Below are 19,783 nucleotides of genomic sequence, written 5' to 3' on the forward strand. Positions count from 1 at the left end.
GCGCCAGGACTGATCCGCACCCCGCTCACCCAGGAGTGGATGCTGCCCCAAGCCAAAGAACTGCTCACACACTATGAGAACAAGATCCTGCTCGGACATGTGGGCGCGCCTGAGGACTGCGCCGGTGCCGTGGTCTTCCTCTGCTCTGAGGCCGCCCGCTACATCACCGGCGAGATCATCGTGGTGGATGGCGGCCTCACCGTTGCTCAGATCGGGAAGGCGTGAGCAGTCCTGCCACCACGGTGACGAGACAGCCGATCATGGTGAACCAGAGGAAGGAAACTGGCACCGGATCACCCCCACTCGGAGGAACCGTCTTGTAGAATGTCGCCCCGACTGCAGCCAGAAATCCCGCCACGCACCCAAGGATGGCACCACGGCTGTCCACTCCACGGCTGAAGATGCCCAACAGGAAAAGTCCCAGCATGGGCCCTCCCACCAGTCCAATGATGCTGTTCACCGACTCCACCAGATTGCTCTGCATACGGGCAATGACAAAGGCAAAACCCGTGACCAACACCCCGTAGAACATCGTGAACAATTTGGCCCGGAAGAGCAAAGCCTGCTCACTCAACTTGCCGGGCTGGGTCAGGGTCTGGTAAAAGTCGCACATTGTGGCGGATGTCAGGGAATTTACCCCGGCGGACACCGTGGACATGCTGGCCGCAAAGATGGCGGCAATCAACAGACCGGGCAGTCCCCCGGGAAGCTCGGTGATCACGAAGTACGGCAGAATCTGGTCCGCACGGCTGATCTGGCCAGCTGCCAGCGGATCCCCTGCCTGGTGGTAGAAGGCGTAGAGCACCAGCCCGGTGCCGTAGAACAACACCAGCACGGGAAGGATCATCCAGAGCTTGATCCACAGGGAACGCTGCGCCTCCCGCAGGCTAGTGGCGGTGAGATAGCGCTGCACGGAGACCTGGTCCGTGGCCATCTGCACCAGGTTCAGGAAAGCACCGCCAATGATCACACCCCACAGGGTGACTCGCTCCCGCGGATCAAGGGAAAGACTCACATCCAGCTTCCCACCGGCTTGCGCAATGTCCCACACGCCGGCCAGACCGCCGGGAATCTTGCCAGTTGCCACCAGCACAATGATCAATTGTCCGCCAAAGAGCACGCCCAGCTGCATGATGTCCGTCCAGATCACGGCCCGCATGCCGCCCATCATGGTGTAGATGGTGGATACAAGTCCGGTGCAGATGATGGTGAACCACAGCGGCATGCCGGTGACCTCCTTCAACGCCAGGGCGGGCGCGTAAGTGGCAGCCGCCAGCCAGAGGGAAACACGCAGGATGAAGAGACCGGAGGCCAGCAAGCGCAGGGTAAGGGAGAACCTCTCCTGCAGGAAGTGATAGGCCGTGAAATAGCGGCTGTTGTAAAAGTGCGGCAGGATCCAGATGCAGGTGAACGGCGTGGCGATGAAAAAGGAGAGCAGCACCAGGGAGAAGGCAATGCCGTTGGAGTACACTTCACTGGGACCCGCCAGATAACTGATGCCGGAGAACAGCGCCGCCAGAATGGTCATGGCGACCACGAAGCGGTTCATGTGCGCTCCGGCCAGGAAGTATTCCTTGAGCGACTTCTCGCCGCGGGAGAACCACATTCCGATGAACACCGATGCCGCAAGGTAGGCAGCAAAGATACCATAATCGAGCAGGGTGAATCGTGCCATGTGCCGGATACTACGGGGACGGTTTGTGCAGACTTTCTGCGTGATCATAAATGCATCATTTTTTTTGTAACAAGCCTCAACTCAACCTTCACGTTATTCATCCTCCATAGTCATGATCACGACATCCAAACTGCTTGCAAAGATCCGCAACGGAGGAGTGGCCCGCGTCTGCTCCACAGGATCTCCCGTCATTTATTTCCCAGCACTCGCCGCCCGCTTCGGCTATGACGCCGTGTGGATGGATGCGGAGCATCGTGCCTGGGAGGCAGGCGACATTCGAGAGATGATCTTGAGGCATCATCATGCGGGAATCGACTGCATCTTCCGGCCTTCACTGTCTGGAAAGGCAGCGCTATCACGCTATCTCGAAGATGGTGCTGCGGGCCTGATGATTCCGCATGTGAACACTCCGGAACAAGCCCGGGAACTGGTGATGCACACGAAGTTCCCGCCCTTGGGAGATCGTGGGCTCGATGGCTCGGGGCTGGATGCAGGTTTCTGGATCCACAAGCCCGATGACTATCCCGCACGGGCCAATCGGGAGACTGCATTGGTCGTGCAGATCGAGACCCCGCTTGCCATTCAGAACGTGGAAGCTATCGCCGCCGTGGAAGGTGTGGACCTGCTCTTTGTTGGTCCTGGGGACCTCTCGCTCCGACTCGGCTGCAAACCATCGGTGCAAGATCCTGTCCTGCGAGACGCAGTGGCCGTCCTGGCCGCTGCCTGTCGCAAGCAGGGCAAGCCCTGGGGCATGCCGGTGGGCAGCGTGGAAGATGCCAGCACCATCGTGGAAATGGGAGCCCAACTGGTGGCGATGGGAAGTGAATTCTTTGGCATCTACCGGGAACTGGAAGCCTGCTCACTCAAGCTGGATGAACTGCTGGGGAAAGGAGATCCGTCATGAATGAAGAGCCTTCCGTCGCACTGCCGTATCGTGACACCAAACCTCAAGGGGCTGCCGACTTCTACCTGGCCATCAATGCCACCTTCCGTTTCATCTTGAACCGACTGGGCCAGGATGGATTGCAGCGCTACTGGTCGGATCTGGGGTGCCGTTACTATGCCCCGGTTTCGCAGCGATGGCAGACCGGTGGCACAGAAGGCATTGCCCAATACTGGCGGGCCTTCTTTGATGCCGAACCCGGCAGTGATGTGAAAGTGGTCCAGAGTGATCGTGAGGTCCGGCTCGAGGTAAAGGTGTGCCCGGCCATCGCTCATCTGCGCCGTCAGAATCGGGAAATTGTGACCTGCTTCTGTGAGCATTGTTATTTCGTGAGTGAGGCCATGGCCGCCCCCGCCGGTTTTACTGTGAGAGTTCAAGGTGGTAACGGGAGCTGCACGCAGCGATTCCTGCCCACTGACGCGATCACACCACCCCAGAACCTGGAAGACATCACCCGCGCCTCCCTGTCATGATTGGCTGTTACGACTTCTGCGGTCACTACGAGTGGACCTTTGCATGGTTTGAGGCGGAAGGTGGACACGAACTCGTCCGCGACTATTGGGTCGAAGGCATTTCCAGGGATTCCCAACAGCATGCGCGGGAGCTGATCCTTTCGCAGGGTTTTGCCGGCATGCGCGCCTACTGGGGCCACACGCTGGATCACGAGGCGGCGGGATACGCCATTCACGCCAATGAAGAAGTGTTCCGCATCGACATGCATGAATGCCCGTCCAAGGGATTCCTCATCCACAACGGACTGGTGCAGTACCGGGACTATTGCGACCACTGCATGGGCTGGATCGGCCCCATGATGCAAGATGCCGGGTTCGTTGTTGATCACGAACACAACCATTGCGGCCAGTGCTGGTGGGAGATCCGCCGTGAAGAGAGCACCGCGGGACCTTCTGAAGCGGGCCAACTCGCTGGAACGACCGATGTGCGGCTCCGCCCCGGATGGCAGACGCCTTCCAGTCCCCATGATCTCTACCGTCGGGCCACAGACCCTGACGACAAATGCCCGCCCCTTCCTCCTTCGTCATGAAACCTCTCTGTCAACTTCTCACCACCCTCATCAAGATCGTTCTCACCAGCATGCAGCCCGTATCTGCGGAGACCTGGGAATCCATCGCGCCTCTTCCTGAACCCAATGCCGGATTTGCCGCAGGTTGGGTGAAGGGCAAACTGGTCATCGCAGGCGGCACCAACTGGCCGGAAGGCGTGAAGCGTTGGCTGGACAAGACCTGGGTCTATGATCCCGGGACCAATCAATGGACCGCCGGCCCCGACCTGCCCCATCCCCTGGCCTATGGTGCGGGGGCAAGCGATGGTCAGCAACTCTGGATTGCCGGCGGCACCGATGGCAAGCAAGCGCGCAAGGAAGTGTTGGCGCTGACCAAGGACCTCGGGTGGACGCACGTTGGCACCATGAACCAGAAGGTCGCCTTTGCCGGTGGCGCGCTTGTGGAAGGCAAGTTGTGGACCTATGGCGGCACGCCTGATCCCGATGACTGGAAGCAGGTGACGACAGCATTGCGCTCCGTCTCTATGAACGGCAAGCCTTCCGAGGAGAATGCGCTGCGCCGGGAAGGCATGGGGATTGGCCTGCCCGCAGTAGTGGGATTGGGCGGGAAGCTCTATGCCTTCACGGGAGCCTGGATGTCGGCGGAGAAGGGCCAGGTGCAGAATTCTCCGGAAGTGGCGGTGTATGATGTCGCCTCCAAGTCGTGGTCAAAAGTGACGCCATACCCCGTCAGCGCCCGTGGGGTGGCAGCCGTGGCATTGGATGATCAGCACGTGTACCTTGCAGGCGGTTACGGCACCGATGAAGAAGGATTCCTGGATGCAGCATGGATCTATGACGTGCGGACCCAGCAATATCGCAAGGCGTTGCCGTTGCCCATCAAAGCGCTGACGTGTCTGGTGAAAGGTGGCGATGGACAAGTGTACGCCTTGGGGGGCGAGGATCAGAAGAAGCATCGCAGCGCCGCATGTTTCCGGATTCCGGTGACGGAGTTGTTGAAGGGCGAGTAACCGTGTATTTACCGCCGTTCAGATATCTTCATCGAACCCGGAGGGTTCACCATGAGTAGCCACGGGTCGACCGAGCGTAGCGAGGGCTACCCGTGGATAGACGTCCGCGTCTGCTACCACGGAGTGGTAGGCCCATCGCGTCGCCCACTCCTGACACCTTCCCGCAATTTTGCGCCCAATGTAAATTGGACATTCAGGCCTACCGCTCCGCGGTAGACTTTGCCCGTTCGATTTCCATGGGTTGCACTCGCTACGCTCGTTTCACCCATGGCTACTCATGGTGAACCCTCCGGGTTCGATGCATTACTATCCACAATTTTCCCGTTACTTCGCCGTATACCCGCCATCCACCGGCAAATTCACGCCGGTCACATACCGCGACGCATCACTCAGCAAAAACACCACTGCCCCGCCCAGATCACTGTCATCCGCCATGCGGTTGAGCATGGTATGCTCGGCATACCGCTTCACAAACACCTCGGGCTGATGATTGAAAAACCCGCCGGGCGAAACGCAATTCACCCGCACATCGCGTGGCCCAAATAAGGCCGCGTAAAACCGCGTGAGATTCAGCATCCCGCCTTTGTGGAAGAAATAGTCCGGCGGCATGTCGCCGATGGCCGTGCCTTCATACAACTCATAGCTGGGGCCGATCATGCCCTGGATGGAGCCGATGTTCACCACGCTGCCTCGCCCGGCCTCGGCCATGGCGGCACCGAAGACCCGGTGCATGAGCATCAGTCCCGTGGCATTCACCCGCATGGAGTCCTCCCACTGGGCCACGGTCCCTTGCGCCCCCTTCATGGGACGGAGCACCGCATTGTTCACCAATCCATGCAAAGGTCCGTGCTCCACCTGAATGCGCTCAAACAACGCATTGATAGAGGCCTCGTCCCCCTGATCAAGATACTCCGCCTGCACCGTAGCCCCTGCCGCGCGCTCCTCCTCTGCCACCACCTGTAGCTTGGCCACATCTCGCGAAGCGAGGATCAAGGTGGCCCCAGCCTCCGCCAAGGCACGCACCAGACCGCGACCGAACAGACCCGCGCCTCCGGTGAGAAGGACCACTTTGCCCTCCAGACTGAAGTTGTTGAGTGTGCTCATGTTGCGGGTCATTTGTCGCTGGAGTTGTACACGGCCGCAGGGGCCACCGCAGGCGTGCCCTGATACTCTGCCACCAGTTGATTGAACGCGCTGCCCAGACAAAGCACATCCGCCCCCAGATTGAAGATGCGCCAGCCTTCCTCTTCAAGTTCACGTCGTGGGCCGATCATGCCGGGCATCATGAGGTGTTTCCCGTGTTTGCGCCCTGCGGCAGCCACCCGCTTCCGGGCCGCAACCACCTCCGGATCATGGATCTGCCCGGCCTTTCCGATCAAGTGACTGAAGTCGCCCGGGCCAAAGAGCAGCACATCATAGCCTGGCACGGAGGCTATTTCCTCGACCTGAGCCAGCGCCTCAGGGGACTCGATCTGGAAAATGAGGATCTTCTCCGTATTGCTGTGGTGCAGATACTCCTTGATGGGCACCTGGCAAAAGCCGCCGTCGATATTGCCACCGTCAATCGGCCGTCTGCCCAGGGGCTGGAAACGGGTCATTTCCACCAGCTTGCGGGCCTCCTCTGCTGTCGAGACATGCGGCACCATGATGGCGGTGGCATCCAACTCAAAGGCCTTCACATAGTCACTGTACGCCCCCTTGCTGACCCGTACGATGCTGTCGAGGTCATGCAGCCGGGCAGCCCGCACCTGATGCTCCAGATTTGACCAGTCGTTGGGCACATGCTCATTGCAGATCCAGACACCGGACGCCCCGGAGAGTCCCGCCATCTCGATCACGCGGGGGTCATTGAGGTTGAGCTTCAGCGTGCACGGATTGGCACCGTTGCGGAGTTCCCGGAGGATGCGGCTGGGTCGGAGGGTCATGGGATGGCGGTATGAGGAGTCAAAAATCTAGGAAAGCGTTTCCTGAAGGATGCTGGCGAGCGAAATGGTCTGGCCATCCCGCTCCCGGCTGCGGCGGCCGGCGACGAGAATGGCCATCAGCTCCACCGTCTGGCTGAAGGGGAAAGGCGGCTTCCCGGTCTGCAGCATCTGGATGAACGCTACGAGCTGCGCGCGGAAGGCGTTGTAGTAATCCCGGCACAAGAAAGGCAACTGGCCACCGGTGCCATAGAGATGCACAGCTCCGAAGCTCCCCACCGCATCCTGCACGACGCCGAGCGTGACCGGCACCCCGCTGCGATGCGTGAGATGCACGATGTCCGAGCCCTGGCGATGCTGGGTTTGCACTGTCTCAAAGCCCGGTCCCAGCAAAGGATAGATGGCTTCCAGCGCATGAATGCCATACCGCTCCCAGCTCTTGCAGGTGAAGCTGGTGATCCACCGCAACTCCCCCAGTTGCTGGCGCTGCTCTGCGCTCAGCTGAAGTTCCGGGGCATAACGCATGCCGCTGCTGCTGAGCAGGACGGCCCCGGCGCGCTGCCATTGCACGAACTGCCTCAGGTCCGCCAGATTGGTCGCCATCGGCTTGTCCACGAACACTGGCAAACCAGCCTCCACAAACGGTGCCACCCGGCCCACGTGATCATCTCCGTCATCAGTGGAGATGACTACCGCATCCACCTGGCCGATCACGTCCTCAGGGCGGGACACGACATGCTCAATCAGGCTCGCCGCTGCGACCTTCGGCGCATCTGCAGGGTCATCCGTCCAGACATGCGTCACCCGCGCCCCCGGGATGCCGATGCCCGCAAAGTCCTGCTTGCCCAGATAATCCAGAATCGTGGGGTAGGGGCACTGCGCCATCGCGACGGGATCGTAGCCATTGATGATGGCGCTCCACGAGTACGGATGACCGTTGCCCTCGATCATGCCCAGCATGGCCAGGCGTAGGGGTGGTGGCGAATTTGTCATGAGGCTTGCGATAGGGTCACGGGCACGCCCTCGGACATCGATTGCAAGGCCGCCCGATTGAAGCGCAGGGTTTGCACGGCTTCTTCAAAGGTGCAGAGCGGAGAGGGCTGCCCCTCCATGCCATCCAGAAAGGCATGCGCCTGCCGGATGAAAAGCTCATCCCGTTCCAATGGAGACACCGTGTACCAGGTCCACTCCGCCTCGCCCCGCCGGAGCACACCCCAACGCTGACGATGGCCCTCGATCGCGAGACTGCCCTCCGTCCCATGCAGGAGGATGAATGTCTCGTTGGGCGCCTGGAACTGGTTCATGGCATAACTCACCATGGCCATGCCGTGGCGGGCGGCCACGTTCACCGTGTCCTCCACCGTCACGCCCTCCAGCATCTGGTGGCCGCCATCGCAGTACACCTGCGTGCAGGGGCCGATGAGCCACTCCATGGCATTCACCAGATGGGTCAGCGCATCCTGCACCGCTCCACCGCCCTGATCATGCCGGGCATAATAGATCTCGCGATAGGCAGGCCGGAAGGTGGGAAAGTGCTGTCCGGCGGTCACCGTGGCATGCAGCACAGTGCCCAGTCCACCGGTAACGATGAAATCCCGAGCCGCCGCCACCCACGGCATGAGGTGGTACACATACGCCACGGCCACGTAGCGCGGATACTGCGCCAGAGCAGCGCGTGCCGCAGGCACTTCATCCAGATCCACCGCCAGCGGCTTCTCCACCAGCACGTGCAGACCACGCGCCAGCAGCACCTGCATCATGGGCAGGTGCAACGGTGCCGGGGTGCAGATCACGGCCGCATCCCACCCGCCAAGGGCCAGGGCTGCCTCCAGTGACGAATGACACGCCACCCCATAGCGCTGCTGCATCGCCTGGCGAAGCTCTTCGCGAGTCTCCACCGCCGCCACGGTGCAGCGCCCCGTGTGCTGGAAACAGCGCAGGTGCCGTTCCCCAATGCTGCCGCAGCCGATGATGAGTATGGATGGCATGTGAGGCGACCACTCAATGCCCGGGGCAGATGGGGGTAAAGAGGATTCCCCTGGTCAGGCGAAGTGACCAGGATGATGTGATGGTGAGTTCGACAAAGCCGTTGCCTACTGCCCGTAGTCCTCGCCGCGCTCCTCCTGCGGCCGGAGCGCTCTGAGCCAATCACCTCCAGAGCCCTCTTCACCCCCACCCGTCATCAAGCCTCATGCCTGCTCGCCTTGTTCGCACCCATCTGCCCGCACTCGTGGCAGCGATCTTCACCACCATCACCCTGACCAGCCCTGCCATGGCCGCAGCGGAGAATGTGGTGGTGCGCGATATCGAACCCACCAAGGAACTGCCACGGCATTCCGAGGGGTCCTTTGCCACGTTGGCCTCCGGCCGCATCATCTTCTACTACACCCAGTTCTACGGGGGCGCTGCCGATGAGAGCCCCGCCCGCATCGTGGGCATCCACTCTGACGACGACGGGCGGACCTGGAGCCAGCCAGCGACCATCGTGGAGAACAACGCCGGCAAGAATGTCATGAGCGTGAGCCTGCTGCGCCTCGCCAGCGGCAAGCTCGCCTTCTTCTACTGCCTGAAAAACAGCTGGCAGGACTGCCGGCCCCAGATGTGCGTCTCCACCGATGACGGAGCGACCTGGTCTGCTCCGAAGAACATGCTGGAGGCGCCGGGTTACTTCGTGCTCAACAACGACCGCGTCATCCAGACCAAGGCCGGCCGCCTGATCGCGCCGCTCGCGTTTCATCGATCCCGCAACACCGATCCTCATTCCTCCAAGTCCTTCGACCCCCGGGCCATCACGCTGTGGCTGTACTCCGATGATGAAGGCGCCACCTGGCACGAGGCCGCCAACTGGTGGGCCATTCCCGTGCGCAGCGGCAGCGGTCTGCAGGAGCCCGGCGTGGTGGAGCTGGCCGATGGCAGCCTCTTCTCCTGGAGCCGCACCGACCAGGGTGCCCAATACGGCTTCACCTCCAAGGATGGAGGAAAGAACTGGACCGCCCCTGAACCCACCTCCCTGAAGTCCCCCACCTCCCCTGCCAGCATCAAGACTCTGCCTGGCACCACCGATCTGCTGGCCATCTTCAACGACCACTCCGGTCGCTTCCCCTTCCCCGCCAACAAGCGCACCCCGCTGGTGGCCGCGGTGTCCTCAGATGCGGGCCAGACCTGGCCCAAAGTGAAGCTCATCGAGGACAACCCCGACGGCTGGTATTGCTACAACGCCATCCATTTCACCAAAGATGCCGTCCTGCTCGGCTATTGCGCTGGTGACAAGACGGTGGGCGGTCTGAACCGTCTCCGCATCCGCCGTATCACGCTGGACTGGCTTCGCGAATCTTGATCCCTCTTTCACCCCCGCTCCTTCCCCATTCCTCACCCATGAACTCAAACTCCATGCCCACCTTCTCCCGCCGACACTTCCTCGCCACCACGGCCGGCCTTTCTGCCAGCACGATCCTGAAAGCCGAAGACCCGGCCAAACCGGCCACTGCCTCCACCGCTGGTGGCATCAACATCACTGAGACAAAAGTTATTTCCCAACAGCCCGAGTTTTATCACGGCTGGCCGACGGTGGGCCGCCGCGCCAACGGAGAGCTCTGGGTGGTCTGGTCCGGCGGACGCGAAGAGCACGTCTGCCCGTTCGGCCAGGTGGTGGCCATGTCCTCCAAGGACGATGGTGCGACCTGGACCCGGGCTCGTGTCTTGCTGGACGGCGCTATCGATGATCGCGATGCCGGCGTGCTGGAGACGGCCAAAGGCACGCTCATCGTGACCACCTTCACCTCCCTGGCCTATGAGCCGAGTCTGGCCAAGGCAGAGAAGGCGGGGAACTGGCCCGCCGAGAAACTGGCCCTCTGGAAGGCCACCCGCGATCAACTCACGCCTGAGCAACGCCAGGCAGGCCTGGGAGAGTGGTGCCTGCGCTCCACCGACGGTGGCATCACCTGGTCCACGCCCATCAAGACCATCGTGAACAGTCCGCACGGCCCCACGCAGCTCAAAGACGGGCGTCTGCTCTATGCTGGCAAACAGCTCTGGTCGGATGACAAGAAGATCGGCGTCTGCGAGTCGAAAGACGACGGCCTGACCTGGCAGTGGTTGTCTGATCTCCCCACCCGCGAAGGCGATGCCGTGCCCAATGGTTACCACGAACTGCACGCCGTGGAGGCAGCCGATGGTACGATCATCGTGCAGATCCGCAATCACAACAAGCAACACGCGGGTGAAACCCTGCAGACAGAGTCCAGCGATGGTGGCAAGACCTGGAGCACCCCTCATTCCATTGGCGTCTGGGGATTGCCCTCTCATCTGCTGAAGCTACGCGATGGCCGGTTGCTCATGACCTACGGGCATCGCCGCAAGCCGTTCGGCAATCAGGTGCGCGTCAGCAAGGACAACGGCAAGACGTGGGGCGAAGCCAGCATCCTCTCCGGAGACGGCATCGGTGGCGACCTCGGCTATCCCAGCACGGTGGAGCTCGCAGACGGCTCCTTCCTTTCGGTCTGGTACGAGTCGATGAAAGAACCCAAGAGGGCCGTCCTGCGTCAGGCCAAGTGGACTCTGCAAAGTTAATCCGCCACCGCCCTCTCTCTCATGAAGAGCACCTCCCTCCTTTGCGCGCTGGCGCTGACGTCCTCCCTGATGGCCTCCACCCCGGAGGTGCCTGACATTGGTTCACGACGCGAGTTGTTCGTGGACCGCTTTCTGGTGGAGACGATGAAAGGCGTGAACCTCCAGCTTCATCATCCCCATGATGAAGGGGAGGTGCTCCGCTTCGACCAGCCGTGGGAAGGGCAGTTCGCAGGCTACTGCACCGTCATTCATGAGGGTGGCAAGTACCACCTCTACTACCGGGGCAAGGAGGGCGGGGCCGATGGCAACCGGGAGGTCACCTGCTATGCCACGAGCGACGACGGGCGGAAGTGGGTGAAGCCCAAGCTGGGACTGCATGAGGTGGGCGGTTCCCGCGACAACAACGTGATTCTCACGGACCGGGGCATCACCCACAACTTCAGCCCCTTCATGGACACCCGGCCGGGGGTGCCGGCGGCAGAGCGCTTCAAGGCACTGGGCGGGATTATTGGAAACAACGCCTCCACTGGCGGCCTCCATGCCTATGCCTCGGAAGACGGCATCCACTGGAAGAACCTCTACAACCGGCCGGTCGTGACGAAGGGCGCCTTCGACTCCCAAAATGTCGCGTTCTGGTCACCCCTGGAGAATTGCTACGTGTGCGTCATGCGCATTTTCACGAAGGGCACCGTCAATGACAAGGAGTGGCGGCCCACCGGCCTGCGCTCGATGTCCCGGAGCACGTCCCAGGACTTCGTGAACTGGACCGATCCGGTGCCGATGAAATTCCAGCCCCAGCAGGAGCACCATCTCTACACCAGCCAGACGCATCCTTATTTCCGCGCACCTCATCTCTACGTGGCCACCGCCGCCCGCTTCCTGGCCAAGAAGGCTGCCATCACGGATGCCGAGGCTGCCAGCCTGAAGGTCGAACCGTCCTACTACAAGACCGCCAAGGACGTCTCCGACAGCGTCCTGCTCACCTCCCGCGATGGAGAGACGTATGACCAGACGTTCCAGGAAGGTTTCATCCGCCCCAGCACGCGCCTTTCTGAGTGGGTCTCCCGCACTGGCTACCCGGCCCTGAACGTGGTGCAGACTGGCCCGGAGGAGATGTCCGTGTATGCGAACCAGGACTACGCCCAACCCACGGCCCACCTACGCCGCTACAGCCTGCGGCTGGATGGCTTCGCCTCCGTCCATGCAACCTACGATGGAGGCGAGATGGTCACCCGCCCATTCATCTTCGCGGGCTCGCGTCTGGTCCTGAACTTTGCCACCTCGGCTGCCGGTTCGGTGCGGGTGGAGATACAAGATGCTTCTGGCAATCCTATCTCTAATTATTTGCTCGCTGAAAACAATAAACTTATCGGCAACTCATTCGAGCGTGAAGTTCGTTGGAAATCAGGTGCTGATGTCTCCGCTTTGGCGGGCAAGGCCATCCGATTGCGCCTTGTGATGAAAGACGCGGACGTCTACGCCTTGCAGTTCAAGCCATGAGCGGCAGCGACCGATATCGTCGCAAATAATTCCAGATTCTCGAAGTTGGGATCAAAATTTGATGCCGGGGCAGCGAAATTGATATCTAGTTGAGATAGCTTCCTCTTAGATTGGAAGTTCGACGCATGAACTTCTGGCCATTCAAAAAAAAGAAAAAGCCTGCCCCGGCCCCCGCCCCCACGGACAGCCCGGCGAAATTGGATGAAGGCGGAGTCCAGTCTCCCGCTGCCAGCATCTCCCCTGCGGAAGTTGCCGAGCCTGAAAGCACACCCTCTGCGGCCAGCACCCCACCGCCGCTTCCTCCAGCCTCTGCACCAGTGGTAGCGGAAGCCTCTGGAGCCAACGCCGGGCCAACGGTCGAACCGCCAGCGACGACAACTGGAGAGGCGGCAGCCCCGGCCCCTGATGCACCCGCAGCCTCAGGGGAGACACCCTCGGTGGCTGAGACGTCGGCACCTGCTGAGGAAGCCAAAGCGACCGACGAACCTTCTTTGCTCCCCTCCCGGCCCGCATTCAAGCCGCCGATCCTGGCCCCGGAGCCCCCGAACTACACCCCCCCTCCGCTGCCACCGGTTTCCGTGGAGCCTCCCAAGTTCACTCCCCCACTGGCCCCCGATCCACCGAAGCCGCTCGTGCTTGAGAATGTGATCGCGCCGCCCCCCCTGCTTCCGGAGAATCTCGCGTCGCAACCCGAGAAGCTCCCGGCAAGCGAGCCAGCAGTGGAGAAAGAAGCCCCCGCCACATCAGCCGCAGACACCCCGAGCAGGACTGCGGCTCCGCTGCCCGCCTTCCCAGCGGTAGAAGAACCCGCCGCCAAAGCGGAGGGATCGGCGGTGCCAGAGGCAGCATCTCAAGCTCCCCTTCTCCCTGCACCGGAACCAGAGACTGCACCCGAGCCCGCGGCAACAGCCCAGTCTGAGCCTGAACCAGAACCGGTACCAAATCGGGAACCAGAACCCGCTTTCAAGGAAGACACAACTGTCAGCCCCACCTTCCGTACCACGGGGCATGTCGCAGGATTTATTCTTCATGGCGACGGGACCTGGTCGTTCGACGCCACCCACGTGGCGTATCAACACCTGAATGCGGGTGATCCCCCGGTCATCCTGAGCATCCCGGTGCTGGCCACCCACGCCATGGCAGCGCATGGCCCCACCCAACATCTGGTCATTTCCGTGCAGGGCACCGTCTCAGGCCCCATGATCGGGGCAGTGACCCAAGTCTTCACCTATGAAGGGGACCGCCGTGTCACTGGCCAGCTCGTGCCCCCAGACGGTGCCGCCGCCGGAGGGGCGCTCCAGTATGCCACCTCCGTGGACGTGCCCGGACTCATTCTGAATCACGACGGGAGTTATCTCCTTGATCCCACCGATGCTGCCTACCAGCATCTGCAGTCCGGTGAGCGCCAGGTGTACGCCATCCCGGTGACGGCGTTTACTGCCGATGGCCAGTCCGATCTTCGTGAGCTGGTGGTAGGAATCACTGGTCGGGAAGACGGGGCGGTGGCCGCGGGCATCGCCGCGCACGGCATTCCTCATGGCGGCTGTGTCCTGCATGATCGCATCCAGCAGGGGCCGGGCAGTCCCGCGCATCTCTCCTATCGCACTTCCAGCCTAGTCCCGGGTTTCGCTCTGCGGCCGGATGGCGTGTGGTCTTTTGATTCTGCGCACCCCTTCTACACGGATGTGCATGAAGGGGCCGTGCGCATCATCACGGTACCCGTGGCTGCTGTCGATGACCATGGCAACGTGCATGACACGAAGGCTATCAGCATCACCCTGCATGGCACTGCAAGTCTGCCTTTGCTCAGCGCCATGGTCATGAGTGGCATGGAGGGCGGCTCATCCGTTCAGGGATCTCTGGGTGTTCATCCCGATGCTGCGGCGGGCCTTTTCCAGTTCTCCTACATTGGTGAGCTCCCCGCAGGCTTCCATCTGGGAGTGGATGGCACGTGGAGCTTCCACGCCAGCCCCGAACTCTACGCCCACCTCGACGCAGGCCACACCGAGGTGGTAGTGGCCCAGGTTCATGGAGAGGATGGTCAGGGGCACATCGAAGGCTCCATGGTGGCCATCACCGTGCATGGCACGGCCGGCGCCCCCTCCGTGGGAGCTGTCACCATCTCCACGCATCAAGCACTGCCGGAGTACGATGACTCCGCCGCCGATACCGGGACCCCAGATGCCGGGACAGACTCATTCGGCCTGCTTTTTGATGACACCCTGCCTCCCGGAGCCACTCAGGAGCCCGAAAGCTACGGAGATTTCCTCGGGGAAACAGAGCCTCAATCGTCAGAAAGTTCCGATGCCGCCACATCTTCAGGCGAGCCTTCCGAAGGCCTCTTGCTGGACCAGCCCGAACCGTCGGCGGAAGAGCCCCAGTATGATCCCGCGGAGGTGCAGCAAGCGCTGCAAAGCCTGGGATACGGACATCTGGTGGATCCCGCCCCAGGAGCCAGTCCGTCAGAGGAAACAACACCCCCTCCTCCCCGTCCTTGATCCAGCGGCCCGCTTCAGGAGCTCCCATCCGCCGGATGCCGCAACAGGCATCCGGCTCCTGACGTCTAACGTCTCCGACGACGGAAGCAACCCAACCCGCCCAGGAGGAGCAGCATGGCCCGACCGGGCTCCGGCACCGCGGCGACTGTGATGTAGCCACCAGTGAGGAAGCTGGACTCGTCAAAGGCATAGGCGCTGCCCAGCCCCGTGAAGCTGCTGTCGTAACTGAGTGAAACGCTGCGATCTCCGACCAAAGCGGTGACTGCCGACCAATCCACCAGGTAGAACTTCGCGCCCACCGCAAAGGCCTGGGATCCCGCGAGGTTGGTGAGCGTGATATTCCCGAGATCACCCGAGAACGCTCCATTGAAACCAAGATAATCTGACGAGGCGGTGTCGAGCCCGCTGCTGCCGCTGGTGCTGAAGAGGTCCATGAGGATGGAACCTTCATTCACCAGAGTGGAACCAAAGACCAGTTGCTGCCCGGCTGCGCCATCGCCCACCTTCAGACTGACGCCCGAAGTGATCGTCACCGCTCCTGAGCCCAGGGCATTCACGTGATTGGCCGTCAGCATGCCGCCAGAGACTCTGGTGCCACCGGTGTAGGTGTTGGCTCCGCTCAGTTTCAGGTTGCCAGTTCCCTGCTTGTCCAGGCCACCGGCGCCTGTGCCAGAGATGACATCATCAACGGCGGCGGTGAATCCATTGGTGTCAAACTTGGTCGCCGTGGTGGTGCTGAGCACCAGGGCCAGGTTGTCAGAAAAGTCCGCCAGGTTCGCGGAAAGTTTGACCGTCCCGCCGGCGAGGTTGATCCGCCCTTCCTCCACATTCTGCACAAACTTCTGCTGGGTCACCACCGTGCCGCCCGCACCCACGGTGATCTCACCCGCTACATTGCTGCTGGCGCTCACCACCCCGCGTCCCACCGCCACATCGCCCGTGCCTTGAAAGCGCAACTCGCCCGTCCCGGAGACGGAGACCAGGGATCCGGTGGAGCCGTCAAACCCAATCGATGCACTTGATCCTGTGTAGGTGAAAACGCCCCCAGTGATTGACAACCGGCCGTTGAAGCCACCATTACCCGTCACACTGAGAGCACCACTCTGGGCCCAAGTGCCTGCGGTCATGCTCAACAATGCGCCGCGCCCCAGGCTCAGAGAGCCCGCATTCGTCACCGCGGCCGCCGAACTCAGGGTAAGGCTGACGCTGGCGCCCGTCGCCACCGAGATGCTCTTGCCCGCGATGACGTCGATGGTCGCCCCGCTGGCGAAGCTCAAAGTCGAGGTCGTGCTCGCATTGAGCAGATAGCCGCCGGTTGCTGCACTTTGATCCCCTTTCACCGTCAGGGTACCACCGCTCACGGTAGTCAGCCCTGTGTAAGTGTTGGAACCTGAGATCGTCCAGTCGTTGTTGCCGATCTTGATCACGCTCGTCGTGCCGCTGCCGTTCACAATCGCTCCCTGGAACTCATTCAGCACACCAGTGGCACTGGTACCGCCCAGCGTCAGCGTCTTGGCACCCACTCCGGTTGCGGTGGAGTCCGCCGTGAACTTCAGCGCGCCCGCGCCGTTGGCCTCCACCGTCACCACCGATCCCGCCGTACCGCTGAGATTAAGGGTCCGGTTGGTGGAGTGTCCGCCCACCTCGGTGCCAGAATAACGCAGCGTCACCGCCACCGCCGCACTCCCGGCGTTGATGGTGGTCCCCTGCCCCAGGGCACTTGCCGTGCCAGAGTCCGCCACCGAGTTGAACTCAAGCGTCCCGGCATTCAGTGTGACAGTGCCGGAGAAGGTATTCACCCCTTTGAGCGACTTTACGGCTGCGCCTCCGAACGTGAAGTTGTCATTGCCATTGATCACTCCTTCCAGAACCAGATCCGCCGTGCTGGCATTGATCCCAAAGGTGATGGCGGTGCCGCTCGTGAAATTCCAGTTCCCGGTCAGTGTCAGGGTGCCTGTGCCGTTCTGGTTGAACGCATAGCTACTGCCGCCGTTGTTCCAGGTCCAACTGCGATTCGATGAGGCAGCTCCACCTGTATAGTTGAGCGACCCGAAACTGACCCCGTCGTTGACCGTGATGGAGGAACCCGCTCCCAGGGCGCTGGCCAACCCGGCATCTGCAATGGACGTGAAATTGCCGCCCCGCCGGTTGAAGGTCACACCGCCCGTGAAATCGTTGGCGTTGTTGTTGAGGTTCACCGTCCCGGTACCGCCGCCCAGGATGACCCCTGCGTTACCTGTGATCTTGGCGTCGATGTTCCAGACACCCGTCGTCGAGGTGTTCCCGAAAGTGCGAGTGGCCCCGTTCAGATCCAGAATGAGCGAGTTCGCGATCGTGATGGTGGTATCCACCCCAGTGCCGCTGGCCTGTAGATTGCCATTAAGCGTGATGGTACGCGTACCGCCGCTGCCGGCGAGGGTCGCGCCAGTGCCGGCCGTGTCGATCTGGATGTTGATGCTGGTGGTGATGTCCGCATCGAAGAGCAGCGAGGCCGGAGGCGCTATCGTCGTGAAGGCTCCGTTGATGGAGCCCCCCGTCCAGTTGTTGACGTCATTGTAGATGCCATTTCCTGCAGCGCCGCTCCATTGGGCATGGGCAGTCTTCAATGAGCCAAACAGGGCGAAAGCAGAGAGGGCCAGCAGGCCGGCACGAAACACGGGGACGGGGCGTAGTCGAAGGGGATGGGTCATTGCGATTGATGGTTTGACTTGAGCTGACTTTCCTTGAACCCCATTCAGCCTCACACCTCTGCTCCACGGCGGTCGGGATTGCCAGCAGCGCCCTGTAGCGAGTATTCGCTACACCCGGCGTCATTACGGCACTTCATAGACATAACTTCGCCGTCCACCGCCTGCTGCCGGGCGATGCTGGAAAGAGGAGATGGGGGTTGATGGTCAGTCCGGCCGGAGCATGCGCACGCTGCCGTTCACGGGGTCCACCATCAGGGTGATAAAGTTGGGCGGCAGGGCATCCCCCGCGAGGTCGGACTCGAGCGCCAGTGTCAGGCTCCAGTGACCGCTGCCGCCCAGATTGGTCGAGCCGTCCGGTTGAAATTGGAAGGTTGAAACCTTGAGCGCAGAGCCAGGCACGGCGCGGGCCAGTCTGAAATCCGGCGGTGGATCCGCCCCAGCCCCTGCGTTGTAGGTGGGGTTCAGCAGGGAGGACCACGAGGCCTCTGCGGTGCCGGTGGCGATGATCACGCCGTCTTCAAAGATGGTCATCGGCTGAAACGGGGAGCTTCCCACCCAAAGCTGGGCAGCCCGGTATCCCGCCGCGGAACCAGGCGCCTGCGCATCCGCACAGGAGAAGAAGCGCACTTCCACCGGATTGTTGAGCCGGATGGCGGTCATCCGCGCCAGGTTGATCTGGTTGGCGAGGTTGGAGGCTGCGGAGCCGAGGCGGTTGCTCTGGATAACCTGATTGGCCACCGGGGCCACCAGGCCCAGCAAGAGGGAGATGATCACCATCACCATGAGCAGTTCCATCAAGGTGAAACCGCAAGGGCGGCGGGCAGAAGGGCGGGGGGTGCGAGAGAGGGGCATGATCAGCGGGTGGTGCTCCATTTGGCAGAGCGGATGGACACCGTGGTGGTGAAGACCTGGTGGTCCAGCTTCAGCGAGGACAGACGTGCGGTGAGGGCCAGCAGGTCGGCTTCGTATTTAGTTGCTTCCTTAAACCAAGCCGCATTCACGAGCTCCGCCGTGGAGCCGCCTTCCCTCTCGTAGCGGGATGCGGAAGCCTCGTCCAGAGCCACCATGGTCACCTGCACGGTGGGAGGGAGCTGGTGCCGGGAAAGGGAAGCAACTGGGGACGCTGGATCAGAGAGGAAACGACGGGAGTCGTAGGAATAGTCCGGTGCGATGTCGTAATCCTTTGCGCTGCTGGTGCCCGAGGGCACGGGACTGCGGGGACTGAACACCAGGGCGATGATGTTCTCGGCCAGGGGGCGGCTTTGCAACAAAGCCGGTGTGACACCGGTGTCCCGCACCAGTTCTGGATGGTTGTACCACGCTGTGGTGGCAGCTATAGGAGCCGTGTTCATGCCCTTGAATCCGGAGGGTGCCCCGCCAGGCGGCGCGTACACCTGGAACCGCTCGGTGGGCTGGCGGAACTCCATCAACCGGCAGCGACGCCGTGCATTGAGCCGGGTGCCCAGGAATGATGGCTTCGTGCCCAGTACGGTGTCTTCCTCAAAGCTCAGGTAGAATCCCCAGGAATTAAGGCTGCTGTTGAGTTCACGGTAGGCATGGTCGTCAGCAACTCCCATCGGAGCCTGAAAAAAGACCGCATGCCCCAGCTTGGGTCCCAGGCCGGACTGGTTGAGCAGCGTGGCTGAGGGACCGCAGATAAAATGAAGCTCCGACTGGCGCACATACCGGGTGGGGGCGTTGGGGTCGTTGTAGTCCCAGTAGGTGTTGAGAGTGGCCTGACTGAGCCGGCGGGTGATGGACTCAAACGCCACCCGGGCTTCCCGGAACTGCTCCACCCGGGACTGCGCCCCCGTGTACACCCGCTGCGTCACGGCCAGGGTGTTGACCAGCAGGGTCATGATGAGGCTCAACACCGTGACGCTGAGCAGCACCTCCACCAGGGTGAAGGCGGCCCTGCGGAAACTGAAGGGAGAGGGTGACACTGGGTTCATGGC

17 protein-coding genes are annotated in these 19,783 nt (G+C 61.7%); 9 read left to right on the top strand and 8 right to left on the bottom strand.

What is annotated here, in order from left to right; genetic code table 11:
• On the top strand, positions 1-225 hold a 225-nt coding region (locus BV106_RS03065), incomplete at its 5' end, for an SDR family oxidoreductase (RefSeq protein WP_038160340.1).
• Here BV106_RS03065 and BV106_RS03070 read toward each other — a convergent pair.
• Entirely contained in the window at positions 197-1,675 is a 1,479-nt protein-coding gene (locus tag BV106_RS03070; RefSeq protein WP_038160343.1) for a sodium/solute symporter, read from the bottom strand. The genes BV106_RS03065 and BV106_RS03070 overlap by 29 nt on opposite strands.
• 112 nt (positions 1,676-1,787) lie before the next feature.
• Here BV106_RS03070 and BV106_RS03075 point away from each other — a divergent pair, with 112 nt between their 5' ends.
• From BV106_RS03075 to BV106_RS03090, 4 genes are read left to right on the top strand one after another with little or no spacing between them, the layout of a single operon-like run.
• Positions 1,788-2,579: an aldolase/citrate lyase family protein gene (locus BV106_RS03075; protein WP_038160347.1), complete on the top strand. Its 792-nt coding sequence runs from the start codon at positions 1,788-1,790 to the stop codon at positions 2,577-2,579.
• Positions 2,576-3,091: a hypothetical protein gene (locus BV106_RS03080; RefSeq protein ID WP_038160349.1), complete on the top strand. Its 516-nt coding sequence runs from the start codon at positions 2,576-2,578 to the stop codon at positions 3,089-3,091. Before BV106_RS03075 ends, BV106_RS03080 begins: the two co-directional genes overlap by 4 nt.
• A complete protein-coding gene (locus BV106_RS03085; protein ID WP_038160352.1) occupies positions 3,088-3,660 on the top strand; it encodes a hypothetical protein in 573 nt (190 codons plus the stop codon). Before BV106_RS03080 ends, BV106_RS03085 begins: the two co-directional genes overlap by 4 nt.
• A complete protein-coding gene (locus BV106_RS03090) occupies positions 3,657-4,649 on the top strand; it encodes a kelch repeat-containing protein (RefSeq protein ID WP_038160355.1) in 993 nt (330 codons plus the stop codon). The genes BV106_RS03085 and BV106_RS03090 overlap by 4 nt, the downstream gene beginning before the upstream one ends.
• A 324-nt stretch (positions 4,650-4,973) precedes the next feature.
• Here the strand turns inward: BV106_RS03090 and BV106_RS03095 are convergent, their stop codons facing one another.
• The 4 genes from BV106_RS03095 to BV106_RS03110 are packed head-to-tail and all read right to left on the bottom strand — an operon-like array spanning position 4,974 to position 8,559.
• The gene (locus tag BV106_RS03095) at positions 4,974-5,753 is read right to left on the bottom strand and encodes an SDR family oxidoreductase (RefSeq protein ID WP_038160461.1); all 780 of its coding nucleotides are present in this window, start codon (positions 5,751-5,753) and stop codon (positions 4,974-4,976) included.
• Positions 5,754-5,761: 8 nt separating this feature from the next.
• Positions 5,762-6,574: an aldolase/citrate lyase family protein gene (locus BV106_RS03100; protein WP_038160358.1), complete on the bottom strand. Its 813-nt coding sequence runs from the start codon at positions 6,572-6,574 to the stop codon at positions 5,762-5,764.
• Between the two features lie 27 nt (positions 6,575-6,601).
• A complete protein-coding gene (locus tag BV106_RS03105; RefSeq protein WP_038160361.1) occupies positions 6,602-7,564 on the bottom strand; it encodes a Gfo/Idh/MocA family oxidoreductase in 963 nt (320 codons plus the stop codon).
• Complete coding sequence (locus tag BV106_RS03110) at positions 7,561-8,559, bottom strand: Gfo/Idh/MocA family oxidoreductase (RefSeq protein ID WP_038160364.1); 999 nt, start codon at positions 8,557-8,559, stop codon at positions 7,561-7,563. Before BV106_RS03110 ends, BV106_RS03105 begins: the two co-directional genes overlap by 4 nt.
• A gap of 203 nt (positions 8,560-8,762) precedes the next feature.
• On the opposite strand from BV106_RS03110, the gene BV106_RS03115 reads away from it, so the two are divergent.
• From BV106_RS03115 to BV106_RS03130, 4 genes are all read left to right on the top strand, one after another.
• Positions 8,763-9,908, top strand: a complete 1,146-nt coding sequence (locus BV106_RS03115; protein WP_038160367.1) for a sialidase family protein — start codon at positions 8,763-8,765, stop codon at positions 9,906-9,908.
• A 38-nt stretch (positions 9,909-9,946) separates the two neighbouring features.
• Positions 9,947-11,140 (top strand): sialidase family protein, encoded by a 1,194-nt coding sequence (locus BV106_RS03120; RefSeq protein WP_265595286.1) that lies wholly within the window; start codon positions 9,947-9,949, stop codon positions 11,138-11,140.
• 21 nt (positions 11,141-11,161) lie between these two features.
• Positions 11,162-12,640: a hypothetical protein gene (locus BV106_RS03125; protein ID WP_038160369.1), complete on the top strand. Its 1,479-nt coding sequence runs from the start codon at positions 11,162-11,164 to the stop codon at positions 12,638-12,640.
• A gap of 125 nt (positions 12,641-12,765) precedes the next feature.
• The gene (locus BV106_RS03130; RefSeq protein ID WP_038160371.1) at positions 12,766-15,138 is read left to right on the top strand and encodes a VCBS domain-containing protein; all 2,373 of its coding nucleotides are present in this window, start codon (positions 12,766-12,768) and stop codon (positions 15,136-15,138) included.
• A 65-nt stretch (positions 15,139-15,203) separates the two neighbouring features.
• Here BV106_RS03130 and BV106_RS03135 read toward each other — a convergent pair whose 3' ends face one another.
• The 3 genes from BV106_RS03135 to vccC all read right to left on the bottom strand — a co-directional run bounded on the left by BV106_RS03135 (position 15,204) and on the right by vccC (position 19,780).
• Entirely contained in the window at positions 15,204-17,828 is a 2,625-nt protein-coding gene (locus BV106_RS03135) for an autotransporter-associated beta strand repeat-containing protein (RefSeq protein WP_081891487.1), read from the bottom strand.
• Positions 17,829-18,032: 204 nt separating this feature from the next.
• Positions 18,033-18,680, bottom strand: a complete 648-nt coding sequence (vccD, locus tag BV106_RS34980; protein ID WP_265595287.1) for a Verru_Chthon cassette protein D — start codon at positions 18,678-18,680, stop codon at positions 18,033-18,035.
• Between the two features lie 2 nt (positions 18,681-18,682).
• Entirely contained in the window at positions 18,683-19,780 is a 1,098-nt protein-coding gene (vccC, locus tag BV106_RS03145) for a Verru_Chthon cassette protein C (protein ID WP_038160377.1), read from the bottom strand.
• Between the last annotated feature and the right edge of the window lie 3 nt (positions 19,781-19,783).

It is taken from the genome of Verrucomicrobium sp. BvORR106 (assembly GCF_000739655.1).
Classification (GTDB): Bacteria; Verrucomicrobiota; Verrucomicrobiia; order Verrucomicrobiales; family Verrucomicrobiaceae; genus Verrucomicrobium.